22 protein-coding genes are annotated in these 23,543 nt (G+C 33.3%); 3 read left to right on the top strand and 19 right to left on the bottom strand.

Going from position 1 to position 23,543, the window contains the following annotated elements; all coding sequences use genetic code 11:
* Positions 1 to 110 precede the first annotated feature (110 nt).
* From sdaAA to LQ679_RS07215, 4 genes are all read right to left on the bottom strand, one after another.
* A complete protein-coding gene (sdaAA, locus tag LQ679_RS07230) occupies positions 111 to 980 on the bottom strand; it encodes an L-serine ammonia-lyase, iron-sulfur-dependent, subunit alpha (RefSeq protein WP_239762339.1) in 870 nt (289 codons plus the stop codon).
* Between the two features lie 13 nt (positions 981 to 993).
* On the bottom strand, positions 994 to 1,659 hold the full coding sequence (sdaAB, locus tag LQ679_RS07225) for an L-serine ammonia-lyase, iron-sulfur-dependent subunit beta (protein ID WP_037587617.1): 666 nt from the start codon (positions 1,657 to 1,659) through the stop codon (positions 994 to 996).
* 127 nt (positions 1,660 to 1,786) lie between these two features.
* Complete coding sequence (gene fakA, locus LQ679_RS07220; RefSeq protein WP_037587615.1) at positions 1,787 to 3,445, bottom strand: fatty acid kinase catalytic subunit FakA; 1,659 nt, start codon at positions 3,443 to 3,445, stop codon at positions 1,787 to 1,789.
* Between the two features lie 15 nt (positions 3,446 to 3,460).
* Entirely contained in the window at positions 3,461 to 3,835 is a 375-nt protein-coding gene (locus LQ679_RS07215) for an Asp23/Gls24 family envelope stress response protein (RefSeq protein ID WP_016911554.1), read from the bottom strand.
* Positions 3,836 to 4,147: 312 nt separating this feature from the next.
* Between LQ679_RS07215 and rpmB the strand changes: the two genes are divergently transcribed.
* The gene (rpmB, locus tag LQ679_RS07210) at positions 4,148 to 4,336 is read left to right on the top strand and encodes a 50S ribosomal protein L28 (RefSeq protein WP_017000124.1); all 189 of its coding nucleotides are present in this window, start codon (positions 4,148 to 4,150) and stop codon (positions 4,334 to 4,336) included.
* 55 nt (positions 4,337 to 4,391) lie between these two features.
* On the opposite strand, the gene LQ679_RS07205 is transcribed toward rpmB, so the two are convergent.
* From LQ679_RS07205 to def, 13 genes are all read right to left on the bottom strand, one after another.
* Positions 4,392 to 5,036: a thiamine diphosphokinase gene (locus LQ679_RS07205; protein WP_037587612.1), complete on the bottom strand. Its 645-nt coding sequence runs from the start codon at positions 5,034 to 5,036 to the stop codon at positions 4,392 to 4,394.
* 2 nt (positions 5,037 to 5,038) lie between these two features.
* Positions 5,039 to 5,686 carry a ribulose-phosphate 3-epimerase gene (rpe, locus tag LQ679_RS07200; protein WP_239762338.1) on the bottom strand — a complete coding sequence of 216 codons (648 nt, stop codon included), beginning with the start codon at positions 5,684 to 5,686 and terminating at the stop codon, positions 5,039 to 5,041.
* Positions 5,686 to 6,561 carry a ribosome small subunit-dependent GTPase A gene (gene rsgA / locus LQ679_RS07195; RefSeq protein ID WP_191836239.1) on the bottom strand — a complete coding sequence of 292 codons (876 nt, stop codon included), beginning with the start codon at positions 6,559 to 6,561 and terminating at the stop codon, positions 5,686 to 5,688. The genes rpe and rsgA overlap by 1 nt, the downstream gene beginning before the upstream one ends.
* Positions 6,562 to 6,619: 58 nt before the next feature.
* A complete protein-coding gene (locus LQ679_RS07190) occupies positions 6,620 to 8,005 on the bottom strand; it encodes a sensor histidine kinase (RefSeq protein WP_239762337.1) in 1,386 nt (461 codons plus the stop codon).
* A complete protein-coding gene (locus LQ679_RS07185; protein WP_239762336.1) occupies positions 7,995 to 8,675 on the bottom strand; it encodes a response regulator transcription factor in 681 nt (226 codons plus the stop codon). The genes LQ679_RS07190 and LQ679_RS07185 overlap by 11 nt, the downstream gene beginning before the upstream one ends.
* A gap of 124 nt (positions 8,676 to 8,799) precedes the next feature.
* A complete protein-coding gene (locus tag LQ679_RS07180; protein ID WP_239762335.1) occupies positions 8,800 to 10,089 on the bottom strand; it encodes a cytochrome P450 in 1,290 nt (429 codons plus the stop codon).
* Between the two features lie 75 nt (positions 10,090 to 10,164).
* A complete protein-coding gene (locus tag LQ679_RS07175) occupies positions 10,165 to 11,361 on the bottom strand; it encodes a hypothetical protein (protein ID WP_239762334.1) in 1,197 nt (398 codons plus the stop codon).
* Between the two features lie 130 nt (positions 11,362 to 11,491).
* Positions 11,492 to 13,483, bottom strand: a complete 1,992-nt coding sequence (gene pknB, locus LQ679_RS07170; protein ID WP_239762333.1) for a Stk1 family PASTA domain-containing Ser/Thr kinase — start codon at positions 13,481 to 13,483, stop codon at positions 11,492 to 11,494.
* Positions 13,480 to 14,226: a Stp1/IreP family PP2C-type Ser/Thr phosphatase gene (locus LQ679_RS07165; RefSeq protein ID WP_037587595.1), complete on the bottom strand. Its 747-nt coding sequence runs from the start codon at positions 14,224 to 14,226 to the stop codon at positions 13,480 to 13,482. Before LQ679_RS07165 ends, pknB begins: the two co-directional genes overlap by 4 nt.
* A 3-nt stretch (positions 14,227 to 14,229) precedes the next feature.
* Complete coding sequence (gene rlmN, locus LQ679_RS07160; RefSeq protein WP_025904564.1) at positions 14,230 to 15,321, bottom strand: dual-specificity RNA methyltransferase RlmN; 1,092 nt, start codon at positions 15,319 to 15,321, stop codon at positions 14,230 to 14,232.
* Position 15,322: 1 nt separating this feature from the next.
* Positions 15,323 to 16,633 carry a 16S rRNA (cytosine(967)-C(5))-methyltransferase RsmB gene (gene rsmB, locus LQ679_RS07155; RefSeq protein ID WP_204252919.1) on the bottom strand — a complete coding sequence of 437 codons (1,311 nt, stop codon included), beginning with the start codon at positions 16,631 to 16,633 and terminating at the stop codon, positions 15,323 to 15,325.
* Complete coding sequence (fmt, locus tag LQ679_RS07150) at positions 16,630 to 17,562, bottom strand: methionyl-tRNA formyltransferase (protein WP_037587594.1); 933 nt, start codon at positions 17,560 to 17,562, stop codon at positions 16,630 to 16,632. Before fmt ends, rsmB begins: the two co-directional genes overlap by 4 nt.
* A complete protein-coding gene (def, locus tag LQ679_RS07145; protein ID WP_107565732.1) occupies positions 17,555 to 18,043 on the bottom strand; it encodes a peptide deformylase in 489 nt (162 codons plus the stop codon). Before def ends, fmt begins: the two co-directional genes overlap by 8 nt.
* Positions 18,044 to 18,206: 163 nt before the next feature.
* On the opposite strand from def, the gene LQ679_RS07140 reads away from it, so the two are divergent.
* Both LQ679_RS07140 and LQ679_RS07135 read left to right on the top strand, forming a co-directional pair.
* Positions 18,207 to 19,094 (top strand): nuclease-related domain-containing protein, encoded by an 888-nt coding sequence (locus LQ679_RS07140; protein WP_239762332.1) that lies wholly within the window; start codon positions 18,207 to 18,209, stop codon positions 19,092 to 19,094.
* 451 nt (positions 19,095 to 19,545) lie between these two features.
* On the top strand, positions 19,546 to 19,809 hold the full coding sequence (locus LQ679_RS07135) for a YrhK family protein (RefSeq protein WP_037587587.1): 264 nt from the start codon (positions 19,546 to 19,548) through the stop codon (positions 19,807 to 19,809).
* 61 nt (positions 19,810 to 19,870) lie between these two features.
* On the opposite strand, the gene priA is transcribed toward LQ679_RS07135, so the two are convergent.
* Both priA and coaBC read right to left on the bottom strand, forming a co-directional pair.
* A complete protein-coding gene (gene priA / locus LQ679_RS07130; RefSeq protein ID WP_204168247.1) occupies positions 19,871 to 22,279 on the bottom strand; it encodes a primosomal protein N' in 2,409 nt (802 codons plus the stop codon).
* Positions 22,276 to 23,478: a bifunctional phosphopantothenoylcysteine decarboxylase/phosphopantothenate--cysteine ligase CoaBC gene (gene coaBC / locus LQ679_RS07125; RefSeq protein WP_239762331.1), complete on the bottom strand. Its 1,203-nt coding sequence runs from the start codon at positions 23,476 to 23,478 to the stop codon at positions 22,276 to 22,278. The genes priA and coaBC overlap by 4 nt, the downstream gene beginning before the upstream one ends.
* Positions 23,479 to 23,543: the final 65 nt, after the last annotated feature.

Below are 23,543 nucleotides of genomic sequence, written 5' to 3'. Positions count from 1 at the left end.
AGAACAAATACATGATATAAACCAATCGATTTCACCAAAATGAGCTTTATACAAACAAATAAAGACTAGGACAATGAATCATGTCCCAGCCTTATAAATTAATGTTTTGGTTAATTTCCAAATATCTCTTGTTTTAACCTTTCTCCTGTTGGCGTACCTGCTAAACCACCACGACCTGTTTCACGTAGTGCTGAAGGCATTGTTTGGCCAATTTTATACATAGCTTCTATTACTTCATCAGTAGGAATTCTTGATTTCACGCCTGCTAAAGCCATATCAGCTGAAATAATTGCATTTGAAGCACCTGCAGCGTTTCTCTTAACACAAGGTACTTCTACTAAACCTGCAACTGGGTCACATACAAGACCTAACATATTTTTTAAGCTTATCGCAAATGCTTCTGCAGATTGTTGAGGTGTACCGCCAGCCATTTCTACTGTTGCAGCAGCACTCATCGCAGCAGCTGAACCAACTTCAGCTTGGCAACCACCAGCAGCACCTGATATAGATGCGTTATTCGCAACAACAAATCCAAATGCTCCTGTTGTAAATAAGAAATGTAACATATCTTCTCTAGTTGGGTTTAGTCTTTTTTTCAGTGCAAATAATACACCAGGCGCAACCCCTGCAGAACCGGCAGTTGGTGTTGCACATATTTTACCCATTGCTGCATTCACTTCGTTTGTCGCAACAGCTTTACTTACTGCATCAATCATTAAATCTCCTGAAAGTGATTGACCACTTTTTAAATAATCTTGTAAAAGTACAGCATCCATTCCAGTTAAACCTGTTGTTGACGTTACACCATTTATACCACGTTCAATAGCTTTTTCCATTGTATCTAAATTGCGTTCCATATTTTGATAAACTTCTTCTTTAGAGAGTTTAGACACACGCATTTCTTGTTCAATCATGACTTCATAAATTTTTTTATTTTCTCTTTCACAAATTTCAATAAGTTCTTTTACACTTTGAAACATGATAACCCTCCTTTTATGATTCCCCCATTAATGTGACTGTCTGTACACCATCAATTTCTTTAATTTTATTTAAGACTTCTTGTGGAATATCATCATCTAATTCACACGTCATTAATGCAAGTTCACCTTTCTCTTTACGGGCCACTTGCATACTACCAACATTAATACGATAATCACCAAAGACATTGGTCACTTTCCCGATTGTGCCAAATGTATCCTTATGAAAAACAAGTAAAGCAGGATAATTCCCACTAATGGCAATTTGGAATCCGTTTATCGCAACGATTTCAACTTTACCACCACCAATTGAAATACCTTCTACTGAGATTTCCATTTCTTTATTTCTCATGTTGATAATTGCTGTATTCGGATGTGATCGTTCTTCATACATTTCGATAAAGTTGACATCAATCTGTTGTTGCTCAGCATCTTGAAGACTTGTTTTGATTCGGTCATCGTCTGTATCATAGCCTAGAATACCGCCGACTAACGCAACGTCAGTACCATGTCCTTTATAAGTTTCCATGAAAGACCCATATAAATATATATCAATATGTTCAGGTTTACCATCAAATAACCCTCTAGCTATTAATCCAATTCTTACTGCACCAGCAGTATGTGATGAAGATGGTCCAACCATTACTGGACCAATAATGTCAAAGACACTTCTATATTTCATCAATAATCACTCGTTTCTCTTTTAATTTCACCATACCATTATAACAACTTTCGCTCGTTTTGTAAGCGTTTTACAACACAAAAGACAACAACGCTTTTGTTTAACATTGTTGTCTTTTATCTTGAGATTATTCTACTGAGAATAAGAATGAGTAAATTGGTTGGTCACCTTGATGTACTTCTACTTCAACTTCTTCATAGTTTTCTTCAACATATGATACTAATTGATCGACTTCTTCATCAGTAGCGTCTTCACCTTTAATAATTGTTAAAATTTCACTATCTTCATCAATCATTTCATCGATAAGCTTTTTACTAGCTGTTAGGTGGTCAGCATCACTTACTTTAATACTGCTTTCATGGATACCCATGAACTCACCTTTTTTAATTGTAATACCATCTATATTTGTGTCTCTAACGGCATATGTTACAGAACCTGATTTTACAAAACGCATTGCATCTTCCATATGCGCTTTATTCTCTTCGATTGATTGCTCTAAGTTAAGATTTAACATTGCTGAAAGTCCTTGAGATACTGTTTTTGATGCTACAACAGCTACAGGAATATCAACTAAATGTTCAACTTGCTCAGCTGCCATAATAATATTTTTATTATTTGGTAAGATGATTGCATTTTTACAACCTGATTGTTTTACAACTTTTACGATATCTTCAGTTGAAGGATTCATAGTTTGGCCACCGCTGATGACATGTGTTGCACCAAGTGATTTAAATAATGTTGTGATTCCTTCACCCATTGAAATTGTAATAACTGCTGTTTCAATCTCTTCTTGCTCTTGTTGTTGTTCTTGTTTGATCTTTTTATCTGCGCTTTTACGAAGTACTTCTCTATGTTGTTCGCGCATGTTTTCGATTTTAATTTTAATGAGTTCACCGTATTGGCTACCGTAAGATAATACTTCACCTGGTGTTTCAGAATGAACATGTACTTTTACGATTTCATCATCAGAGATTACGAGTAATGAATCACCGAATTGACTCATATCTTCTCTAAATTGTTCTTCATCGAAAGCTTTTTTATCTTTTCCAAAGCGAACCATAATTTCAGTACAGTAGCCGTAGACGATATCTTCAGTATTCATGACGCCACCGAAATCATGGTCATCATTAATAAATTCGTCTGTATCTACTTTTTCTTTAGCAGGTTGAATTTTTTCGCCTTTTAATGTTGCTAAGAAGCCTTCATAAACAAACATTAAACCTTGTCCACCACTATCCACAACACCTACTTCTTTAAGTACAGGTAGTTGGTTTGGTGTGTTTTCTAATGCTGTTTGACCTTCTTTAATGACTGCTTCCATAACTGTTATAACATCTTCTGTTGATTCAGCTGCTTTAACAGCTGCTTCTCCAGCTACTCTCGCAACTGTTAAAATCGTTCCTTCAACTGGTTTCATTACAGCTTTATATGCTGTATTCACACCTGATTGGAATGCTTTAGCGAATTGTTGAGCATCAATTTCTTGTTCATTCTCAATCGATTTTGAGAATCCTCTAAATAATTGAGATAAGATAACACCTGAGTTACCTCTTGCGCCCATTAACAATCCTTTAGAAAATATTTTACCAACCTCACCGATATGTACATTACTATGAGCTTTAACCTCTGCTGCACCTGATGACATTGATAAATTCATATTTGTTCCTGTATCTCCATCTGGTACAGGAAACACATTTAAAGAATCTACAAAATCTGCATTGTTTGATAAACTATCTGATCCTTGAACGATCATATCAGCAAACAATTTGCCGTCAATCTTATTCATACTGTATTTGCCTCCCTATGCTTCCTCATCATCATTAATAACTCTAACACCTTGGATATATATGTTGACTGCGTTGACTTTTAAATTTAATGATTGTTCTAAAGTATATTTAACAGCAGATTGGACATTGTTTGCTATTTCTGAGATTTTCGTACCATAACTCACAATTATATACATATCTACATCAAGAACACCTTCGTTTTGAGATACAATAACACCTTTGGCATAATTATCACGCCCAAGAATTTCTGCAATGCCATCTCTAACTTGATGTTTACTTGCCATACCAACGATACCATAACATTCTACGGCAGCACCGCCAGCAAGCGTTGCAATAACGTCATTTGAAATATCGATACTTCCATACTCATTTGTAATTTCTAAAGTCATGATTACGTCCCTCCTACACATTTAAATTTTTTCGTTTTATAAACTACTTTATATATGTTCTGTTTAATTATACTTAATATCACATTCACATCGCAAGAATTCATCATTTTAATCACGTTATTTATACAACGTTTTCACAAGATATTATTATAACAAATAAATTGAACTTTAAAATACTTTTTGCGAAATTTGTTATTATTTTTTCGCTAATTTACAAAAAAGGCGTTGAATAAATGACAAGTGCGTGTTATATTATTAAGGTGTGTAAACGTAAATAAATGTGTATTTATATTTCATTAAAGGAGGATATTTATGGCTAAAGAATGTTTCGTAACAGGTCGTAAAGCTAGAACTGGTAACCACCGTTCTCACGCATTAAATGCTAACAAACGTCGTTGGAACGCTAATTTACAAAAAGTTAGAATCTTAGTTGACGGTAAACCTAAACGTGTATGGGTTTCAGCTCGTGCGCTTAAATCAGGTAAAGTTACACGCGTTTAATGAATATAAGTCACATATAATAAAGAGAACCTTTGTGTGGAAGGTTCTCTTTTTTTTATTTATCTTTACTTTGTACCATCAATATATTACCAAGTTCAACTGTTACTAATGGGTGTTCATGACCCGCTTTAAACTCATTACTAATTGTTAACGTTGAGCCTTGAGCCAAAGTTGTAAATGGCAAATCATATTTAAATTCTTCTAATTTTATTCTAATATTCGTACTTAGCGGAATAAACGATACATATTTCATGCCTTCTACTTGTGAAATTCGATGATTTCCTGCTTTTAATACTGTAATTTCATTTTGCTCATCTACAAGCGTAATTTGAATATTATCTTCCAGAAATTCTGGTTTCGTTAATATTTGAACAGCACCCATAAAATGATCTAATCTGCCACCTGTCGCACCATATATTCTTATTTCTTCGTATCCGAGTTCAACTGCTAAGTTAACTGCTAATGCAAGATCAGTATCATCCTTTTCTTTTTTTACTGGATCAATATCGATATGTTTAATAATTTGTTGATACTCTTCATCTGATACCGAATCAAAATCTCCTATAGCAGCAACAGGCTTAATGTCATGTTTAATTAATTCAATTGTGCCTCTATCTACACCTATCCAATCAATGTGCTTTTCATCTTGAAGTATATGTTCATTGATATGACGCATACTACATAATAGATTTACTTTCATGATTAATCACCCTTTAATTTGTGTACAGGTTCTTTGTAGTCTTCATGTTTGAAGTAATAAGATCCTGCAACTAATATGTCTGCTCCTTGTGCTTTACATATCGCACCAGTTTCTTCATTAACACCACCATCAACTTCAATTTCAAAGTTTAAGTCATGTTCATTTCTATATTCGTCTAACCAAGTAATTTTACTTAACGTAGATTCTATAAAGCTTTGACCACCAAATCCAGGATTCACAGTCATAATTAAAACAAAGTCCACGTCACCTAAAATTTGCGACAATGATTCTACAGGCGTTCCAGGATTGATCACAACACCTGCTAATTTATGATGCGCTTTGATTTGTTGTATCGCTCTATGAATGTGTGGTGTCGCCTCAAAGTGAACAGAAACCATGTCACTACCCGCTTCACAAAATGCATCAATCATTTGTTCTGGGTTCTCGATCATTAAATGTGTATCAATCGTCATATCAGTTACTTTTCTTAATGATTCTAAAATAGGTAAACCAATTGATATATTCGGTACAAACTGACCATCCATTACATCAAAATGTAAAATGTCTGCGCCAGATTCTTTAACGCGTGTTACTTCTTGTTTTAATTCTGCAAAATCACAAGCTAAAAGTGAAGGTGCTATTTTTACCATTAATATCTTACCTTTCTATTTTGAATTTCTTCGAATAATGTCAAATAGTGCTTATATCTTAACTGATAAAAATGATTGTCTCGTATGCGTTCTTTTACTGCACATTTAGGTTCATTAATGTGCGTACAATTTCTAAATTTACACTGTGATTTAATGGCTTCAAATTCTGGGAATAAATCTGCAAGTTCTTCCTTTTCAATGTGAGAAAAGTCTAATGCACTAAATCCAGGTGTGTCCGCTAAATAACCACCATCTAACTCATACAACTCAACATGCCTTGTCGTATGTTTACCACGATTAAGCGCTTTTGAGATTTTGTTCGTTTCTAAATTCAAATCCTCGAACAATCTATTCATAATCGTGGATTTACCAACACCAGATTGGCCGCTTAACACGATAATACCGTCAATTAAAGGTTTAATCGCATTTGATACATCATCTTCTTCGCCTATAAATAATGTTTCATATCCAATCGATTGATATTGTGCTAATTTATCTTGAATTTGTTGAATTTCATCATCAGTAGCGAGATCTTTTTTAGTTACACATATTATCGGTGTAATATTGTATGAATGAACAACTACGAGAAATCTATCTAATAATTGTTGACTAAACGCTGGTTCTGATGCGCTCATCACGACGATAACTTTATGAATATTTGAGACTGGTGGTCTTAATAATATATTCTCACGTTCATGAATATGTTGAATATACCCACCCGTTTCATTTTCAACTTGAAAATCAACAATATCTCCGACAACAGGAGATGTCTTCTTCTTTCTGAATAACCCTCGAGCTCTCGTAATATATATACCATCGTCAGCTTGTACTGAATAATCTCCACTTATTGATTTAATAATACGACCCGTTTTCAATATAACACCTACCTCATTTTATTTTAATTATACCAAATCATACTGCTTAAATAATCAATTATTTATGTTGCTTAAACAAAATCGTTACTTCTGTCCCTTTATCGACTTCACTTTCGAAGAAGATTTGAGCATCATGATGTTCAATAATTGAATCAACAATTGATAAACCAAGACCGTTACTATCAACATGAATATTATGAGATTGATCACCTTTATAAAATCGATCTTTAATATGTTTCAATTGTTTCTCAGTCATGCCATAACCTTCATCAATAATAGAAACTTTTACAAATTCATTTTGTTCTTTAAGATCAATTTGTATCATACTATACTTAGGTGAATATTTAATAGCATTATTTAATATATTATAGAGCGCTTGATAAAGTAACTTATGATTACCTTTAATAGTTAAATCGTCCATATCAAATAGAACTGAGATTTCATTGTCTTCTAATAAGAAATTCAGATTTTGTACGACTTCTTTAATAACTTTTTGAACATGTACTGTTTCATTAAATGACAAATGTTCACTATTATCTAACTCCGATAACAACAATAATTGTTTCGTTAAATTACTCAAACGGTATGCTCTTGCATATATATCTTCTATAATTTGTATTCTGTTATTTTCATCTTGTTCATGTTCAAGTTCTCTTAATAAACTTAAAATAGATTGAAGTGGAGATTTAATTTCATGAGAGACATTTTGAACAAAAGATTGTCTCATCATTTCTAGTTGTTTAAGTTCATCTCTCATCTTAATAAATCGATGTTGTAATATACCTATTTCATCGTCACGTGTTACTTTGATATCGACATCAAAATCACCTTTACGTAATGATTCTGTCGTCTTCATAAGTCGTCTAATTGGGTTTGCCAATGAATAACTTGAAAATAGCACGAGTATTAATGAAATGACGACAAGTAATACAAGTAATATTGCTAAAAATATTCTAAACTCGCCTAACATAGAACCGACGCTAGGTCTTAAGAATAACGCATATTCACTACCTTGGTGTTGAATCTTGATACCGACAGTGTTTCTCGTTTCATTATCAAAGAATCCTGTAATAAAAATATTAAACGGTCTATTCTTAATACCATGATACGTTTTACCGTCTAAAACATCTTCAACTGCTTGATTATCTAAATTATATTTTCTGAAGTGATCACCATAATAAGTCGGTTTCAACTTATCATTATATAATACGGCTTGATAATGTAGCTCACTTAAGTGTTTTAAATAATTATCCAACGACATTTCATTGTCATGATCAATATAATCTTGAACATCTTTTAAAGTATTAAATACTTTGTGGTCATTTTTTTCTTTTAAATCTATATGATAATAAATGTTTGTCAGAATGAATCCTAAAATAGCACTTACGAGCATCACAACTATTGTATAGATTGTTATACGTTGCGCTAAAGACTTAAACCTCATGAGCAAGCACCGCCTTGTAACCAACGCCTCTCACGGTTTTAATCAAGACATCGCTCTCTAACTTTTCTAATCGCTTTCTAATACGTTTAATATGTACATCAAGTGTTCGCTCGTCTCCTTCGAAATCAATGCCCCATACAACTTCAATGATTTTGTCTCGTTGTAGTACTTTATCTTTGTTACGCATTAAATAATCTAGTAATGCAAATTCTTTCTTAGGTAAAAGCATTGTTTTCTGATTAATCGTTATTTCCATATCAACACTATTAATATGTGTGTTACCTATTTGAAGTTCATTGGATGAATTAATTTTAAATCTGCGTAGTACAGCTTTTATTCTAAAAATTAACTCTTTAATTTCAAATGGTTTCGTTACATAATCATCTGTTCCAGCAAGAAATGCATTTTCTTTATCACTCAACTCATCTCTTGCCGTTAATATGATAACTGGAATATCAAAACTATCTTTAAGTATTTGACACAATTCAAAGCCGTCCATACCTGGCATCATAATATCTACAACAGCAATATCAATATATTTATGCTCTACAACTTCTAAAGCTTCCTCACCACTGAGACTTGTTATAACATTTATATGTTCACGTTCAATTTCTCGCTTCAAATCATTTAAGATAAATTTATCATCATCTACAACCAAACAAGTTACCATGTCATCACCTCTTTACCTATGATACCAAATATCTTTGAAAATTTTCATATATACATGAATTCAGGCTGAAATTTCGAATGAAATTTCAGCCTGAATAATATTATTATAATGAATCAATTCATGATTAAACTGATTCTACGTTACGGTTTACTAATGCATTAACATTTTCAATGATTGTACCACTAACGACACGACCTGGTAATTTATTTAAATTAACAGATAGGTCTTGGTCTTTTTTTATATCATATGAAATGTTTCTAGCGAAGTATTTCATTGATTCTTCCATGATGATAATTGTCATCCATTCACCCGCACAACGGTGGTTTGTATAATAATCGCCGCCACCTTGAGGGATTAAATCAAATGGGCTTCCGTCCCAATCGCTGAAGCGGTTTGGATAGAATCTTTCTGGATTCTCCCATAAGCCTTCTCTATGCAATGTTCCGTAAATATCTAATACTAAGAACGTATCTTTCTCAATAGTATAGCCATCAAATTCGATATCTACTGCTGCTTTACCAGGTAAAAATGGAACGAAAGGATAGAATCTTCTAACTTCTTGTACAAATTTATAAGCATAGTCATTTTCATTATTGAAGACTTTTTCTGCTTCTCCTGGATAATCATGTAATGCTTTCACACCGAAACTAACAAAACGGTTAATTGCGACTAGAGGACGCACAACGTTCATTAAATCGATCGCACACAATCTAGAATCCATTAAATTACCTTCAAAATCTTCCCAATGACTAAATTCATGTAATGCTGTACCTTGTGGAGGTGTTAATTTACCTTCACGTACTGCAATAATTTGATTTTCTAGGAATGTTTCTACTCTATCTCTTGCTTTTTTAGCTTCTCTATATCCTTTGAATGCAGTACCGATATTTTTGAATGAATCGATCATAGTATCCATATCTTTAGCACAGCTTTCGATTTCTTCAGGAGAAGCGATAATGCCTGCCCATCTAAATCCAACTTTAGTTAATAGAATGATAGATTCTTTATAAACGTTAACTTCGTCCATTCTTTCCATACGTTCAGTATTCATAAACCAAGTACTACGTGTAAGTTCTCTCAAATATTCTAAGTTTTCTTCAGTCATTAATGACATAAATAGAGCTTTACGGTCTATGTGTTTTTTACCACCAGTAGTATGTATAGCGCCTTTACCGAATAAAGTATTAACAACACGTTTAGGTAATGTACCTTGTCTTTCGATTAATTCATTGTTATAAAAAATCTCTGCAGCTTCTTTACCGCTAAATACAACTGTTCTTCTTCCACCTAATGCTCTTAATTCAAAAATATTTGTATCAAATTTCTCAAGTCTATTTGGTACATATTTATAGCCTTCTTTTAAGACTTTTAATGTACTGTCTAGACCTCTATCTTTTGGTATTTGCTTACCCATAAAGTTAATGCCCCCTAGAATTTTTGTAAATTTCATATACTTACATATTATTTCATTTTCTGTGAAAATAATCAATCAACTACTATTATCAATTGAAAATTTTATATCTTTGTCAACTAATGCATGCCTTTTTGACCACTCAATTAGCGTATCTGGATAAACGACATCATCTTGAATCGATTGACTTAGATTATCAACTGGAAAACTGAGTATAAATCGTTGATCAATAATTTCCTCAACAACATTAAAAAATGCTAGATTTCCACTTGTTGGTCTTCCGACAAGATTGACTATTCCCGATTTTGCTATTTTATAAACAAGCCATTCAGCTGCATAAGATGTATCTTTATCAATTAATACCACAATTTCTTCAAATCGACTTAATCCGATAAAATCAATTTTATCATCATCAAAGAGTTTCCAATCGCCAACAGGTTGATCTAAAATATTTTGATAAAAAGCTTGTTCATTCATTTCACTACAAGCTTTATACAAACGTTCTAATTTTTGCTTAAATAACGTCTTATGACGCTCTCGCTCAACCTTTACGTGTGTGTCTCGCGTTAATATCGTATCTTGATTACCAATCTCATAAAAATAAGGTATAAGAAACTCTGCGATACTTAAATTTTTAAATTGTGCATTCCTAAAATCAAACACGACTTTTTTAGATGATTCTTGAATTTTGGATAATTTATATAACGCTTCAACAGCTTGTTCAAAACGAATATCACCGTTAAATTCTAATATTGGTACATCATCCTTAATCGTCACATCAATCGTATGTTCTGTATCGACCGGATAATGTCTCAATTCAAAGCGATAAGTTTGATTCGCTCTTTTTACTTCTACTTCATTTTGGAAAGTTAAAATATGTCCCCATTCTTCCCTATGGTATGGTTCATCTTTTAATAAACGATGATATCTCATTCTACAATATTCAATAGAATCCCCTGATAACTGTGTAATTTCATCACCAACAACAAAGCGTATATCATCCAGCACTTCCGTAACAACTAAAGCATCTTTAGTAGCTCTTACCTTAATTCCCACTTGCTTATCAGGAACTTTCAATGCCTTAATAGACGTACTCAACAAGCCTATATCATAGAAGAAATTATTCATAACTTCTATAAAGACTTGATCAGACAGGTGAGATGAGGTCACAATATTTTTATACTCTTCATAAATAGCGTGCTTTTGATCAGCATCTACAATAGCATGTTCTGTTTGACGATATACATATTCATATAAAGACACATAAGGAAGCATATTTTTCACCCCAGACTCATTTTCTAAATTTTACTAAGAACTAGGCATTAAATCAATAGTGTATAAAAATAGAGACTGAAACACTGGTTAATGTTTCAGTCTCTTATATAGCTATATACTTTTCATATATTTAGAAATCATCGTAATCAATTGTGTTACTTTCAATTTCTTTACCATCTACTTCAACGCGATATTCAGCTGATTCGCCTTTTGGAATCGTGAAATTTATGCTTCTTGTTGTATCTTTTTTAATCGTAAAGGAATCTGCAACTTTTTTAATATCATTTGATTTATCTTTAACAAAGATTTCTACTTTTTGACCTTTTTTACTATCTGATCCTGTAAATGGTATATAAACGGATTGTGTATATGTTTTATCTCTTGCATTATCATTGTTGTCATCTTTTTTATCTTTGTCATCTGATTTATCTGAGTCAGAGTCTTTATCTTCACCTTTAGATACATCAAAGTAAATCGTTGATTCGACTGGTAATTGTCCATCTTTAAATGATTGTTTGACGATTGTATCTGCTGGTTCATCACTTTCAACTTCAGATTGTTCTACTTTAAATCCAAGCGCTTCAAGTTCAGATGTCGCTTTACTGATTTCTTCACCCGTATAATCTTTAACGTATTCTTGTTTCACGCCGATTGATTTAGTCAAAATAATCATCGTATCTTTAGGTACGACTTTAGAACCTGGTTCGATATTTTGATTAATCACTGTACCATTCGCCGCTTTATCGTACTGTTCTTTTATACGGACAGATTCAAAGCCTTGTTTTTCTAATTGCTTTTTCGTTTTGTCTGCTGATTTTCCAACATAATCTTCCACGGTAAACGTCTTAACACCTTGTGATATCACTAAATCAACTTTAGTCATTTCTTTAACTTTACTACCAACTTTAGGTGTTACTTTCATAACTTCGCCTTCTTTAAAGCTATTACTATAGGCTTCTGTTATTTTGCCTTTACTTAAACCTTTTTCATCTATTAAAGCTAAGGCTTCACCACGTGATTTACCTAATAAATTAGGCACATCTACATATTTAGGAGCCGTTAAGGCAAAACCGATTGCACCTACTAACATACATAATAGTAAAATAGGCACAAAAACGATTAACCATTTATTTCGTTTACGTTTAGGCTTATTTGTTTCCGTATTTTGTTGTTGTGCATTAGCATCTTGTTGAGTCGTTGCAATTGGAACAGTCTTTGTATCACTTTCTTCTTCATCTGCTTTTATAACGGGCATTGTTTTAGTATCTGAATTAGAATCATACCTAGGTAATTCATCTTTACGTTCATCATCCAATGCTGTTAAAAGGTCATAATACATTTCATTTGTATCACGGTACCTGAGTGACTTTTCTTTACGCGTTGCTTTCATAATGACATTTTCTATACTTTGAGGTATAGATGGTCGTTCTTTTCTAATAGATGGCAACTCTTCTTGAATATGTTTAATGGCAACACTTACAGGCGTTTCCCCATTAAATGGCGGGTGTCCTGTTAATAATTCATACAATACAATACCAATAGAATAAATATCTGATGATTCATCTGTTGATTGACCTTTAGCTTGTTCAGGAGATAAATATTGAACAGAACCCATAACATGATTCGTTTCAGTTAGAGCTGTTTCACTTAATGCCCTTGCGATACCAAAGTCTAATATTTTTAACGTCCCATTTTTAGTCATGAGAATGTTTTGCGGTTTAATATCTCGATGAATAATTCGATGATGGTGTGCATGTGCGATACCTTTTAAGATTTGAAGGGTCATTTCAACCGCTTCATCTGCAGATAACTTACCTTCTTTACATAGATATTCCTTTAATGTTGGTCCTTCTATGTATTCCATAACAAGGTAATAACAATTATCATCTTCTTCTACATCTAGTACATTCACAACGTTACTATGACTTAAAATCGTCGTATTTTGAACTTCTCTTTCGAAACGTTCAACGGCTTTTTCTTTTTCATAAGGCGGTATGTTGATTACTTTCACTGCTACATCACGGTTCAAGATCTTATCTTTCGCTAAATAGACGTTACTCATACCACCGCCACCAAGATACTTCACAAATTCATAGCGACCGGCGATTATGCGACCTATCATATTTTTCCACCTTCAAATGGATATAATATTAACGAAATATTATCTTTACCTTCGACTTCGATTGTTTCTTCGATAAGCGTTTCACCAATATCCTCAACCGTACCTTTATGAGACATCACAATTTGTTGAACGTCATCTTCATGTAAGTAATCTGTTAAGCCATCTGAATTTAAAAGTAAATAATCATAAAATTTTGTATTGTAGTAAAAAATATCTGGGTTAACACGTTTATCTGTTCCCATAACTTTTGTAATAATGTTTCTTTGAGGATGCGTGAAAGCTTCTTCTTTCGTAATTTCCCCAATCGTAACAAGATGATTAACAAATGTATGATCATTTGTTAATTGCATCATTTCACGACTGTTCATCAAATAAGCACGTGAATCACCTATATTAGCTACAACGATGTCTTTTTCATAGACTAGAGCACAAACACAAGTTGTACCCATGCCTCTATACATCTCATTGTTCATAGACTCGTTATATAATTGTCTGTTTATATCAGCTAAGTTAGATTGCAACCAATCTTCAGCATGATCATATTCAATATAATTTTCATCTTCGAATCTAGCTTTAAGTGAATCATTCACAAATTGACTTGCAACTTCACCTGCAGCATGTCCGCCCATACCATCACAAATCACTAATAAAACTTGACCTGTTTGATTTGTATAGATTCCACCTGCATCTTCATTTTGTTCTCGAAATTGACCGACATCTGTAAAAAACCGTGCTTCCATGATTTGTTACCTCGTTTCTTCTTTTCGCTCTTTTGCTCTTAGTTGTCCACATGCAGCATCAATATCTGCACCTTGATTACGTCTTATTGTAGCATTTATCCCGTTTCTTTTTAATTCTTTTTCGAATTTAAAGATATCTTCTTTTGATGTTTTTACATAATCACGTTCTGGTACGTGGTTAACTGGAATTAAGTTCACGTGACAGTTTAAATGTTTAATTAATTTTGCCAATGCTTTTGCATGATGAACTTGGTCATTCACGCCTCCGAATAAACCATATTCAAATGTGATTCTTCTATTCGTTTTATTGACATAGTATTCAATAGCTTCCATTAATTTATCTAAATCATAAGCTCTGTTAATAGGCATCAATCTAGAACGTGTTTCATTATCAGCAGCGTGTAAACTTAATGCGAAGTTTATTTGTAGTGACTCATCAGCAAAATCATAAATTTTAGGGACAATTCCTGATGTAGACACTGTAATATGACGTGCTCCGATGTTTAAACCTTTATCATGATTAATGATTTTTAAGAATCCCATCATTTCATCATAGTTCTCAAATGGTTCACCAATACCCATAATAACGACTTGACTGACACGCTCATCCGTAGCATCTAAAGCTTTTTGAACTGTTAATACTTGCGCAACAATTTCACCCGCTTCAAGGTTACGTTTCAAACCACCGATTGATGAGGCACAGAACGTACAACCTATACGACAACCTACTTGAGTTGTCACACAAACTGAATTCCCATATTCATGTCTCATTAATACTGTTTCAATCGTGTATCCATCTTGTAATTCAAAAAGAAACTTGATTGTTCCATCTTTACTTTCTTGTTTAACAGCTACTTCTAACGTTGTAATTTCAAATGATTGTACAAGCTTTTCTCTCAATTCTTTTGAAAGATTTGTCATTTCGCTAAAAGCATCTACTCTTTTAACATATAACCAATCAAAAATTTGTTTAGCTCTAAACTTTGGTTCTGATTGATCGATCAACCAATCTTCTAATTCTCCTAATTGTAATGAATATATTGAAGGTCTTTCGAAGTTTGGCATAAATTTATTGCGTTTTTTCTGTATCGCTGGCATATTAACTTTCCTTTCTCTTAATTTTAGTAATAAAGAAACCATCTGAATTATAATCTTGAGGTAGTAGCTGTAATGTTTTAGTTTCTTGATTTGTTCTCGGATCTATAAATGGTGCGAATTCAAATTCTGGATTTGCTTTTAAGAATGAATAAACAACATTTTCATTTTCCATTTGTTCAATTGTACAAGTTGAGTACACTAATTCTCCATTAGGTGCAAGAGATTTACTCGCATTTTCAAGGATTTCTAATTGTAAGTGCCATAATGATTCAACATCTTTTGACGTCTTGTCATATTTAATTTCAGGCTTTCTTCTCATGACACCAAATCCACTACACGGTGCATCTACAAGGATGTAATCATATGTTTGATCAAAAGGCTGAGTTGCATCGTGTACAGCTGCTGTTACATTTTTTAGTCTTAATTTTTTAATATTAAAATCAATTAAATCTATTTTATGTGGGTGAATGTCAAACGCATCAACATGACCTGTTTGATTCATGATTTCAGCGATATGACAAGTCTTACCACCTGGTGCACTACATGTATCTAACACTGTGCTATTCGGTTTCGGATTCAAAATTTCTGCTACAAACATTGAACTCTTATCTTGTACTGATAATAAACCATCTTTAAACAGTCTATCATTTACAATAGCTTCACCTTTAACATGTAAACATCTTTCTATGTCTTTATCTATTTCGACAGTATAACCATTACTTTGTAATCTTTCAACTGCATCTTCAACAGATATACGTGTTGTATTTACTCTCACTGTTGTATCTGGCGGTGTTAAACTTAGTAAACACATTTCTCTTGTCTTTTCATATCCGAAATGCGTAATCCAATGTTTCGTTAACCATAAAGGTACACTACCTTCTATTGATAATTTCTTATCATCATGTTTGATTTCATCTAATGTTCTTAATGGTGCAGACATGAAATTTCTAAGAATTGCATTAATTGCTTTACTATTGTGTAAATCACCGCGTACTTTAGCAATATTGACAGCTTCATTGATAATCGCATGATTTGGGACTTTATCTAAATATACATATTGATATGCACTCATAATTAATAGACGTTTCATCCAACCTTTTAACTTCGTCTTAATAAAAGGCTCAATTAAATATTCTAAAGTGATTTTTCTTTGTAAAGTACCATATACAAGTTCCGTTAATAATCCAACATCTTTTTTAGATACGGCTTCGTTTTTTATCGCTTCATTAAGTTGTAGATTACTATATGCTTCACCTGTTAGTACATCATCTAGAATCGTTAATGCAACGTTTCTTACATTATTTTTCATCATATTAATTTAGTCCCATCAATTTTTGATTGTAATCCGCTTAAATAATCTCGTGCTTGCACTCGTTTTTTACCTGCTAATTGTATTTCAGTTAAAGCAACACCATCTTCACTGCCTGTTGCTACTATAATAGCTGATTTAGTTGTTTCAACAATTTCTCCTGGATTACCTTTAACATTTCTTACTATTTCACTGCGCCACAATTTCATATTTTTATCATTCATCGTTGTATATGCAACTGGCCAAGGTGATAATCCTCTAATATGGTTATGAATTGATTCAGCATCTTGTGTCCAGTCAATTCTTTCATCTTCTCTTGAAATATTAGAAGCGAAACTTACTAGAGATTCATCTTGAGGAATGCTATCATTTGTTCCATTAAAAATAGTAGGTAAAGTTCGTTTCAATAATGCTGTACCGAGTACTGCTAGTTGATCATGAACATCTCCTACTGTGTCGTTCTCTTTAATGTCGATTTCATCTTGGCTAATAATATTACCTGCATCTAATTTTTCTGCCATATACATAATTGTTACGCCAGTCTTCTTCTCACCATTCATAACTGCATAATGAATCGGAGCACCACCGCGATATTTAGGCAGCAATGAAGCATGCACATTGACTGCTTTGTATTTTGGCGCATCTAATAATGATTTTGGTAATAGCTGTCCAAATGCTGCAGTTACGATCAAATCAGGTTGTAAATTAATAATCTCTTCTAATTCTGGTGAATGATTTAATTTTTCAGGTTGATATACTGGAATATTGTGTTCAACTGCTACTTTTTTAACAGGAGGTGGTGTCAGTACTTTTTTTCTACCTACTGGACGATCCGGTTGAGTAACAACTGCAATCACTTCATGTTCTTCGATTAACATTTCAAGAATGCCTGTAGAAAAATCTGGTGTACCCATAAATACAATTTTACTCATCCTTATACATCTCCTCTAGTTCTTCTTCGCTAATTTCTCTTGTCATCTTATCCGTGAATAACTCACCATATAAATGATCTACTTCATGTAAAATAATACGCGCAATATCATCATACGCAGTTAGTTCAACTTCATTACCATTTAAATCATTACTTTTCACAACAATCATTTTACTTCTGTTCACTTCCCCAAAGACACCAGGTACGCTGAGACAACCTTCTACATCAGCTTCAGTTTCTTCAGATTGAGAAACAATCGTTGGATTGATCAGCTGCAAAATACCTTCTTGCTCCATATCTACAATCGCAACTTTAAGATCAACGCCAATTTGAGGTGCAGCTATACCCACCCCATCATTTTCAAACATTGTATCCTCTAAATCAGCAATTAATGTTTTTAAAGACTCATCAAAAGTCACAACATCTTTAACTTCTCTATTTAATATTGGATTTGGTACCGTAACAAGTGGTTTTACAGCCATATCTATCGCTCCTTTTTAAAAACTCATCGTATAATTATAACGTAAATCAATATAAAAAGCGACAGAGAAAATTCATCTACAGTCGCTTATATTGATTTGATAGAAATTTTTGAGTAAACGAAGTAAAATTGAATTACCAATAAATAACAAAAAGGAGTCCTATATGAACGCATCCGATTACTATCAATATTTACTCGCACTTGAATCACGGAAGATTTTATCGAAAGATGAGAGGAATAATCTTCTAACTTATTACAATGGTAAAGAAGGAGAACGGTATTTCAAATCGTTTTTAAACACGATACCAAATGTCACCTATATTTATAACTTCGAATTCGGTAATCAACATCATGTCCAAATTGATTATTTAGTCGCAACAGACAATACACTTTTCTTATTTGAAATTAAACATTATAGAGATGAGTGGCACTTCGAACAAGATTACTTAAAAAATAGTTACGGACTCACTACGAAATCCCCCATTAAACAAACTCAATTTATGAAATCTGAATTAGAAAAATTACTGCATCAAAATGGTATACATATAGATATTCAGCCTTATATCATTTTTACGAACCCTCATTTTATACCAGTTGGAAACTGGCCACATAATCAGAATATCATCTACTTCAATCAGTTAAATCAAATCAAAGAAATTTTACAATCTTATACATCAAAGTTTAACCCCGCAATATTAAACTTTTTATTACAACACAAGAAAATTCACTCCACTTATTATCAAAAAGAAATCACACCATATTTCGATCTCAGTTTAGCTGGTATTAAATGTCCGAGCTGTAGAAAAATGCACACTATCAATATAGTAGAAAGTAAAATCTACTATAACTGCACATACTGTTACTCTAAGATCAAATCCGAAGAAATCGTCCTGTACAATTTGAAAGAACTCTATTATTTAAAAAGAGACGGCTTCACATTTGATGAAGCCATCCAGTGGTGTTATCCGGTGAAGCAATATACAATTGGCCGTGTTTGTAACAAGTATTTCAAATCAGAGAAGAAAAGAAATAGAAAATTTTCCCCTAAATAAACTAGTGTGGTGTTTGCTATTTGCACTTTTAGCCAGAACTGCTAATAACAGGGTCAGTATTTGCACTTTTAGCCAAAACTGCTAATAACGGCATCAGTATTTGCACTTTTAGCCAGAACTGCTAATAACGAGGTCAGTATTTGCACCTTGGACCAGAACTGCTAATAACGGTATCAGTATTTGCACCTTTGGCCAAAACTGCTAATAACGGGGTCAGTATTTGCACCTTTGGCCAAAACTGCTAATAACGGGGTCAGTATTTGCACCTTTGGCCAAAACTGCTAATAACGAGGTCAGTATTTGCACCTTTGGCCAGAACTGCTAATAACGGCATCAGTATTTGCACCTTTGACCAAAACTGCTAATAACGGGGTCAGTACTTCTCCCCCCACATACATCAATCTCTTGAATTTAATCTATTTATTGATATTATCAACTTGAGATGAGGATTATGCACACTAAAAATAAAAATGAATTGGAATTCACCATATTCAATATTGATGTTAAGGTTGTTACTTTTTATAAATTTCTATATCAAATTAACGATATCATTCTTGCGATGATATTTATAACGGGTAGTTTTCTATTTTTTAATGAGTCGACTACTTTTGCAGGAACTGTTCTATTTGTAATTGGGAGTTTCCAAATGCTTATTCGTCCGTTGATTGCAATTTCAAGAGATATTCATATCAGTAAAATTAGAAAAGAGAACTAGAATTCACTCTCTTCATATGAAAAACCCGTGAAATCATCACATTTCACGGGTTTCTTTCTATTTACATCATCATTTGCGGATTAATATCTATTTCTAGTGATAGTTTATCTTTTAAGTATTGTTCGTGATAATAATCATCTAAATATTGTAAGGCTGTTAATAAATCTGGTTCGTTCTTAAATTTAATTAATATTTGGAATCGATGTCTATTATTAATACGTGACAACGGGCTTGGTGATGGTCCTAATACAAAGGATTGTGTTGTAACGTGTTGCAACAATATACCATGTATATGCTTGGATGCTTTTAATACTTTTTTAATATCGGTATGACTAATAGTCAAATTCACAAGATAATAATAAGGTGGGTACTTACCAATCTGTCTAAATTTCATTTCTTTTTGATAAAAGGACATATAGTCATTGCTTGTAACATCTAAGATTGCGTAATGATCCGGGTTATATGTTTGAATCATGACTTCGCCTTGTTTCTCATGTCGACCTGCTCTACCTGCAACTTGAGTTAATAATTGGAATGTCTTTTCACTTGATCTGAAATCTGGCAAGTTTAACATCGTATCTGCATTAAGTACGCCTACTAATGTAATATTTTCAAAGTCCAGTCCTTTAGCAATCATCTGGGTCCCTAACAAAATATTAGCTTCTTGGTTTCCAAAAGCTGTTAATAATTTTTCGTGGGCACCTTTTTTCGAAGTGGTATCGACATCCATTCTAATGACTTTAGCGCGGTCGAATGTGTCGTATATAATTTCTTCTACTTTCTGCGTGCCAACACCCATTTGTCGTATATGTTCACTTTCACAACTTGGACATCTTTGAGGCATAGGTTCACTGTATCCACAATAATGACATTTTAAATCATCATGTGTTTTGTGATATGTAAGCGAGATATCACAATTTGGACATTGTGGCACATGCCCGCAATCTCTACATAATACAAATGATGAATGTCCTCTTCTATTTAAGAACAATACAATTTGTTCACCTTTATCAATGCGATCTTGAATGGCTTTTGTAAGGTCATTAGAGAACATCGAACGATTACCTTCTTGAAGTTCTTCCCTCATATCAATAAGTTCAATTTCAGGCATTTTCTGTTGATTTACACGATCTGGTAATCCTAAATATTGATAAACATTTTTCTCTGCACGTGCAAAAGTTTCTAGACTTGGTGTAGCAGATCCTAATACGACTGGGCATTTGTGATATTCACTTCTCCATATCGCGATTTCTCTTGCATGATATCTCGGATAATCTTCTTGCTTATAAGTTGCTTCATGCTCTTCGTCAATGATAATAAGACCTAATTTTTCAAATGGTGCAAAGACACTTGATCTTGCACCGACTGAAACACTTGCTTTACCATCTCTTATTTTTTGCCATTCATCGTATTTTTCACCTTTAGATAAACCGGAATGTAATACAGCTACTTCATCACCAAAGCGCGCTTTAAATCGGTTAACCATTTGCGGTGTTAATGCAATTTCAGGCACAAGCATAATTGCCTGTTCGCCTTTTTTGAGTACATTCTCAATAGTTTGTAAATATACTTCTGTTTTTCCTGAACCCGTCACACCATGTAAAAGAAACGTCTTCGATTCATTATTTCGAACCGCTTCATCAATCTGTGTAAAAGCTTCATGTTGCGCCTCAGTCAATGCTTTATTATGTTCTTTTTCAAAAATGCGATGCTCATACGGATCTCTATTCATAATGCCATCGTATTTTTCTAATATTTGATTTTTAACAAGCGTATTGATACTCGATTCTGAGAACCCTTCTTCTTTTAATGTTCTGAGCATGACATCTTCTCGTCTATGTTCAATTAAATAGTTCATGACATCGAGTTGTTTTTCTTTTTTACTCAATGACATCAAAATCTCATCTAATCGATCTGTAGGGACGATTCTTACGCAAGTTACATATTTTCTTGTGAGTTGTTGACCTACAATTGTGTCTTTTATAATTGCCTCATTTTCTACAAAGTCTTCTAAAATAGAAACAATTTGAAGTTGTTGCGCTTGTTCAAATGTTAAAATACCTTCTTTATTAAAATGATTTAAATATTGTGCAGGAATCCCTTCTGGATCAGCAACACAATATACTTTTTGATATTTAGCTTTGACAGCACTCGGTAACATAATTTCTAAAGCTGAAATACGCTTAACTAAATGAAAGTTAGACATCCATTCACTCAGTTCAATGAGTTCCGCTGTTAACTCTGGTTTAAAATCTTTAACACGAATGATTGATTTTAATTTTGACTGATCAATTTCACTTGTTAATTCTTCACTTATGCCTATGACAAATCCTTGAATTTTACGTGGACCAAAAGGCACTTCAACTCTAACACCGACTTTGACGATATCTTCAATATCTTGCGGAATTAAATAATCAAATATTTTGTCGACATTTTTAGCTGGAATATCTACGACTACATTTGCAATCAATCTTCCCACCTACTAGTAATTTCATTTAAAATTTTGATGGCCACTTGTTGTTTAGAAGCTTTAGCAATTGGTACTTTATCACCATTTGCAAAATACATATCTACTTCATTATCTGAAGATCTAAAACCAATTGTCTCATTCGCAACGTGATTGGCAACAATGACGTCTGCATTTTTCTTTTTCAATTTACCCATTGCATATTCTTCGACATTATCTGTTTCAGCAGCAAATCCAACTAAATATTGCTTATCTTTATGTTCCCCTAAATATTTAAGGATGTCTGTCGTTCTTTTAAATGTAAGCTGTAAGTCGCCATCTTTCTTTTTCATTTTATGTTCAGAAGTTTCAACCGGTGTGTAATCAGCGACTGCTGCTGCTTTAATAATCATGTCCATATCATTCATACGTGATTTAACAGCTTGGAACATATCTTCAGCACTTGTTACTTGAACAAATTCTACGCCAACAGGTTGCGTTAAATTTGTCTCTCCACTTACCAATGTAACGTTCGCCCCTAAATCTCTTGCAGCTTCAGCTAATGCATAACCCATCTTTCCACTTGAACGATTTGTAAAATAGCGTACAGCATCTACTTTTTCAACTGTTGGTCCAGCAGTTACAAGTACGTTTTTACCTTTTAAAGCAAATGTTTGTGGTTGAGCTTGTTCTTTAAAATAATCATCAATAATTGTCAAAATGGTAATCGGTTCTTCCATTCTACCTCTTGCAACATAACCACAAGCTAAATAACCTTCCCCAGGCTCGATGAATTTATAACCATAATTTCTTAAACGAGACATATTTTCAACGGTAGAAGGATGTTCAAGCATATGAACATTCATTGCTGGTGCGATAAAAACAGGAGCAGTCGTAGCGAGTAATGTTGAAGTCACCATGTTATCTGCTAAGCCATTCGCTAATTTACTAATTGTATTAGCTGTTGCAGGCGCAACAATGACTGCATCAGCCCAGTCAGCTAATGTAATATGTTGAATTTCACTGACATCTTTTTCGTCAAAAGTATCTGTATAAACGTGATTGCGACTGATAGCTTGAAATGCCAATGGTGTCACAAACTGTTTCGCATGTTCAGTTAACATGACGCGCACTTGATAGCCGCTTTGTGTTAATTTGCTCGTTAAATCTATAGCTTTATAGGCAGCTATTCCTCCAGTTACAGCTAGAAGTATATTCTTCATTTGTGTACTCCTCCGATTAATTCGATTCTTAAACTTTATACTTATTATACATTCTTTAAAAAAGA

The sequence above is a fragment of the Mammaliicoccus sp. I-M35 genome (genome assembly GCF_022386455.1).
GTDB classification, from domain to species: Bacteria; Bacillota; Bacilli; order Staphylococcales; family Staphylococcaceae; genus Mammaliicoccus; species Mammaliicoccus sciuri_A.
Note: the sequence above shows the minus strand (reverse complement) of the source record. Positions and strands in the feature narration are given on the sequence as shown.

Excerpts from the sequence above, each read along its gene's own strand:
- sdaAA (WP_239762339.1), bottom strand. The coding sequence starts at position 980 with ATGTTTCAAAGTGTAAAAGAACTTATTGAAATTTGTGAAAGAGAAAAT.
- sdaAB (WP_037587617.1), bottom strand. The coding sequence starts at position 1,659 with ATGAAATATAGAAGTGTCTTTGACATTATTGGTCCAGTAATGGTTGGA.
- fakA (WP_037587615.1), bottom strand. The coding sequence starts at position 3,445 with ATGAATAAGATTGACGGCAAATTGTTTGCTGATATGATCGTTCAAGGA.
- LQ679_RS07215 (WP_016911554.1), bottom strand. The coding sequence starts at position 3,835 with ATGACTTTAGAAATTACAAATGAGTATGGAAGTATCGATATTTCAAAT.
- rpmB (WP_017000124.1), top strand. The coding sequence starts at position 4,148 with ATGGCTAAAGAATGTTTCGTAACAGGTCGTAAAGCTAGAACTGGTAAC.
- LQ679_RS07205 (WP_037587612.1), bottom strand. The coding sequence starts at position 5,036 with ATGAAAGTAAATCTATTATGTAGTATGCGTCATATCAATGAACATATA.
- rpe (WP_239762338.1), bottom strand. The coding sequence starts at position 5,686 with ATGGTAAAAATAGCACCTTCACTTTTAGCTTGTGATTTTGCAGAATTA.
- LQ679_RS07190 (WP_239762337.1), bottom strand. The coding sequence starts at position 8,005 with ATGAGGTTTAAGTCTTTAGCGCAACGTATAACAATCTATACAATAGTT.
- LQ679_RS07185 (WP_239762336.1), bottom strand. The coding sequence starts at position 8,675 with ATGGTAACTTGTTTGGTTGTAGATGATGATAAATTTATCTTAAATGAT.
- LQ679_RS07180 (WP_239762335.1), bottom strand. The coding sequence starts at position 10,089 with ATGGGTAAGCAAATACCAAAAGATAGAGGTCTAGACAGTACATTAAAA.
- LQ679_RS07175 (WP_239762334.1), bottom strand. The coding sequence starts at position 11,361 with ATGCTTCCTTATGTGTCTTTATATGAATATGTATATCGTCAAACAGAA.
- pknB (WP_239762333.1), bottom strand. The coding sequence starts at position 13,483 with ATGATAGGTCGCATAATCGCCGGTCGCTATGAATTTGTGAAGTATCTT.
- rlmN (WP_025904564.1), bottom strand. The coding sequence starts at position 15,321 with ATGCCAGCGATACAGAAAAAACGCAATAAATTTATGCCAAACTTCGAA.
- rsmB (WP_204252919.1), bottom strand. The coding sequence starts at position 16,633 with ATGATGAAAAATAATGTAAGAAACGTTGCATTAACGATTCTAGATGAT.
- fmt (WP_037587594.1), bottom strand. The coding sequence starts at position 17,562 with ATGAGTAAAATTGTATTTATGGGTACACCAGATTTTTCTACAGGCATT.
- def (WP_107565732.1), bottom strand. The coding sequence starts at position 18,043 with ATGGCTGTAAAACCACTTGTTACGGTACCAAATCCAATATTAAATAGA.
- LQ679_RS07140 (WP_239762332.1), top strand. The coding sequence starts at position 18,207 with ATGAACGCATCCGATTACTATCAATATTTACTCGCACTTGAATCACGG.
- LQ679_RS07135 (WP_037587587.1), top strand. The coding sequence starts at position 19,546 with ATGCACACTAAAAATAAAAATGAATTGGAATTCACCATATTCAATATT.
- coaBC (WP_239762331.1), bottom strand. The coding sequence starts at position 23,478 with ATGAAGAATATACTTCTAGCTGTAACTGGAGGAATAGCTGCCTATAAA.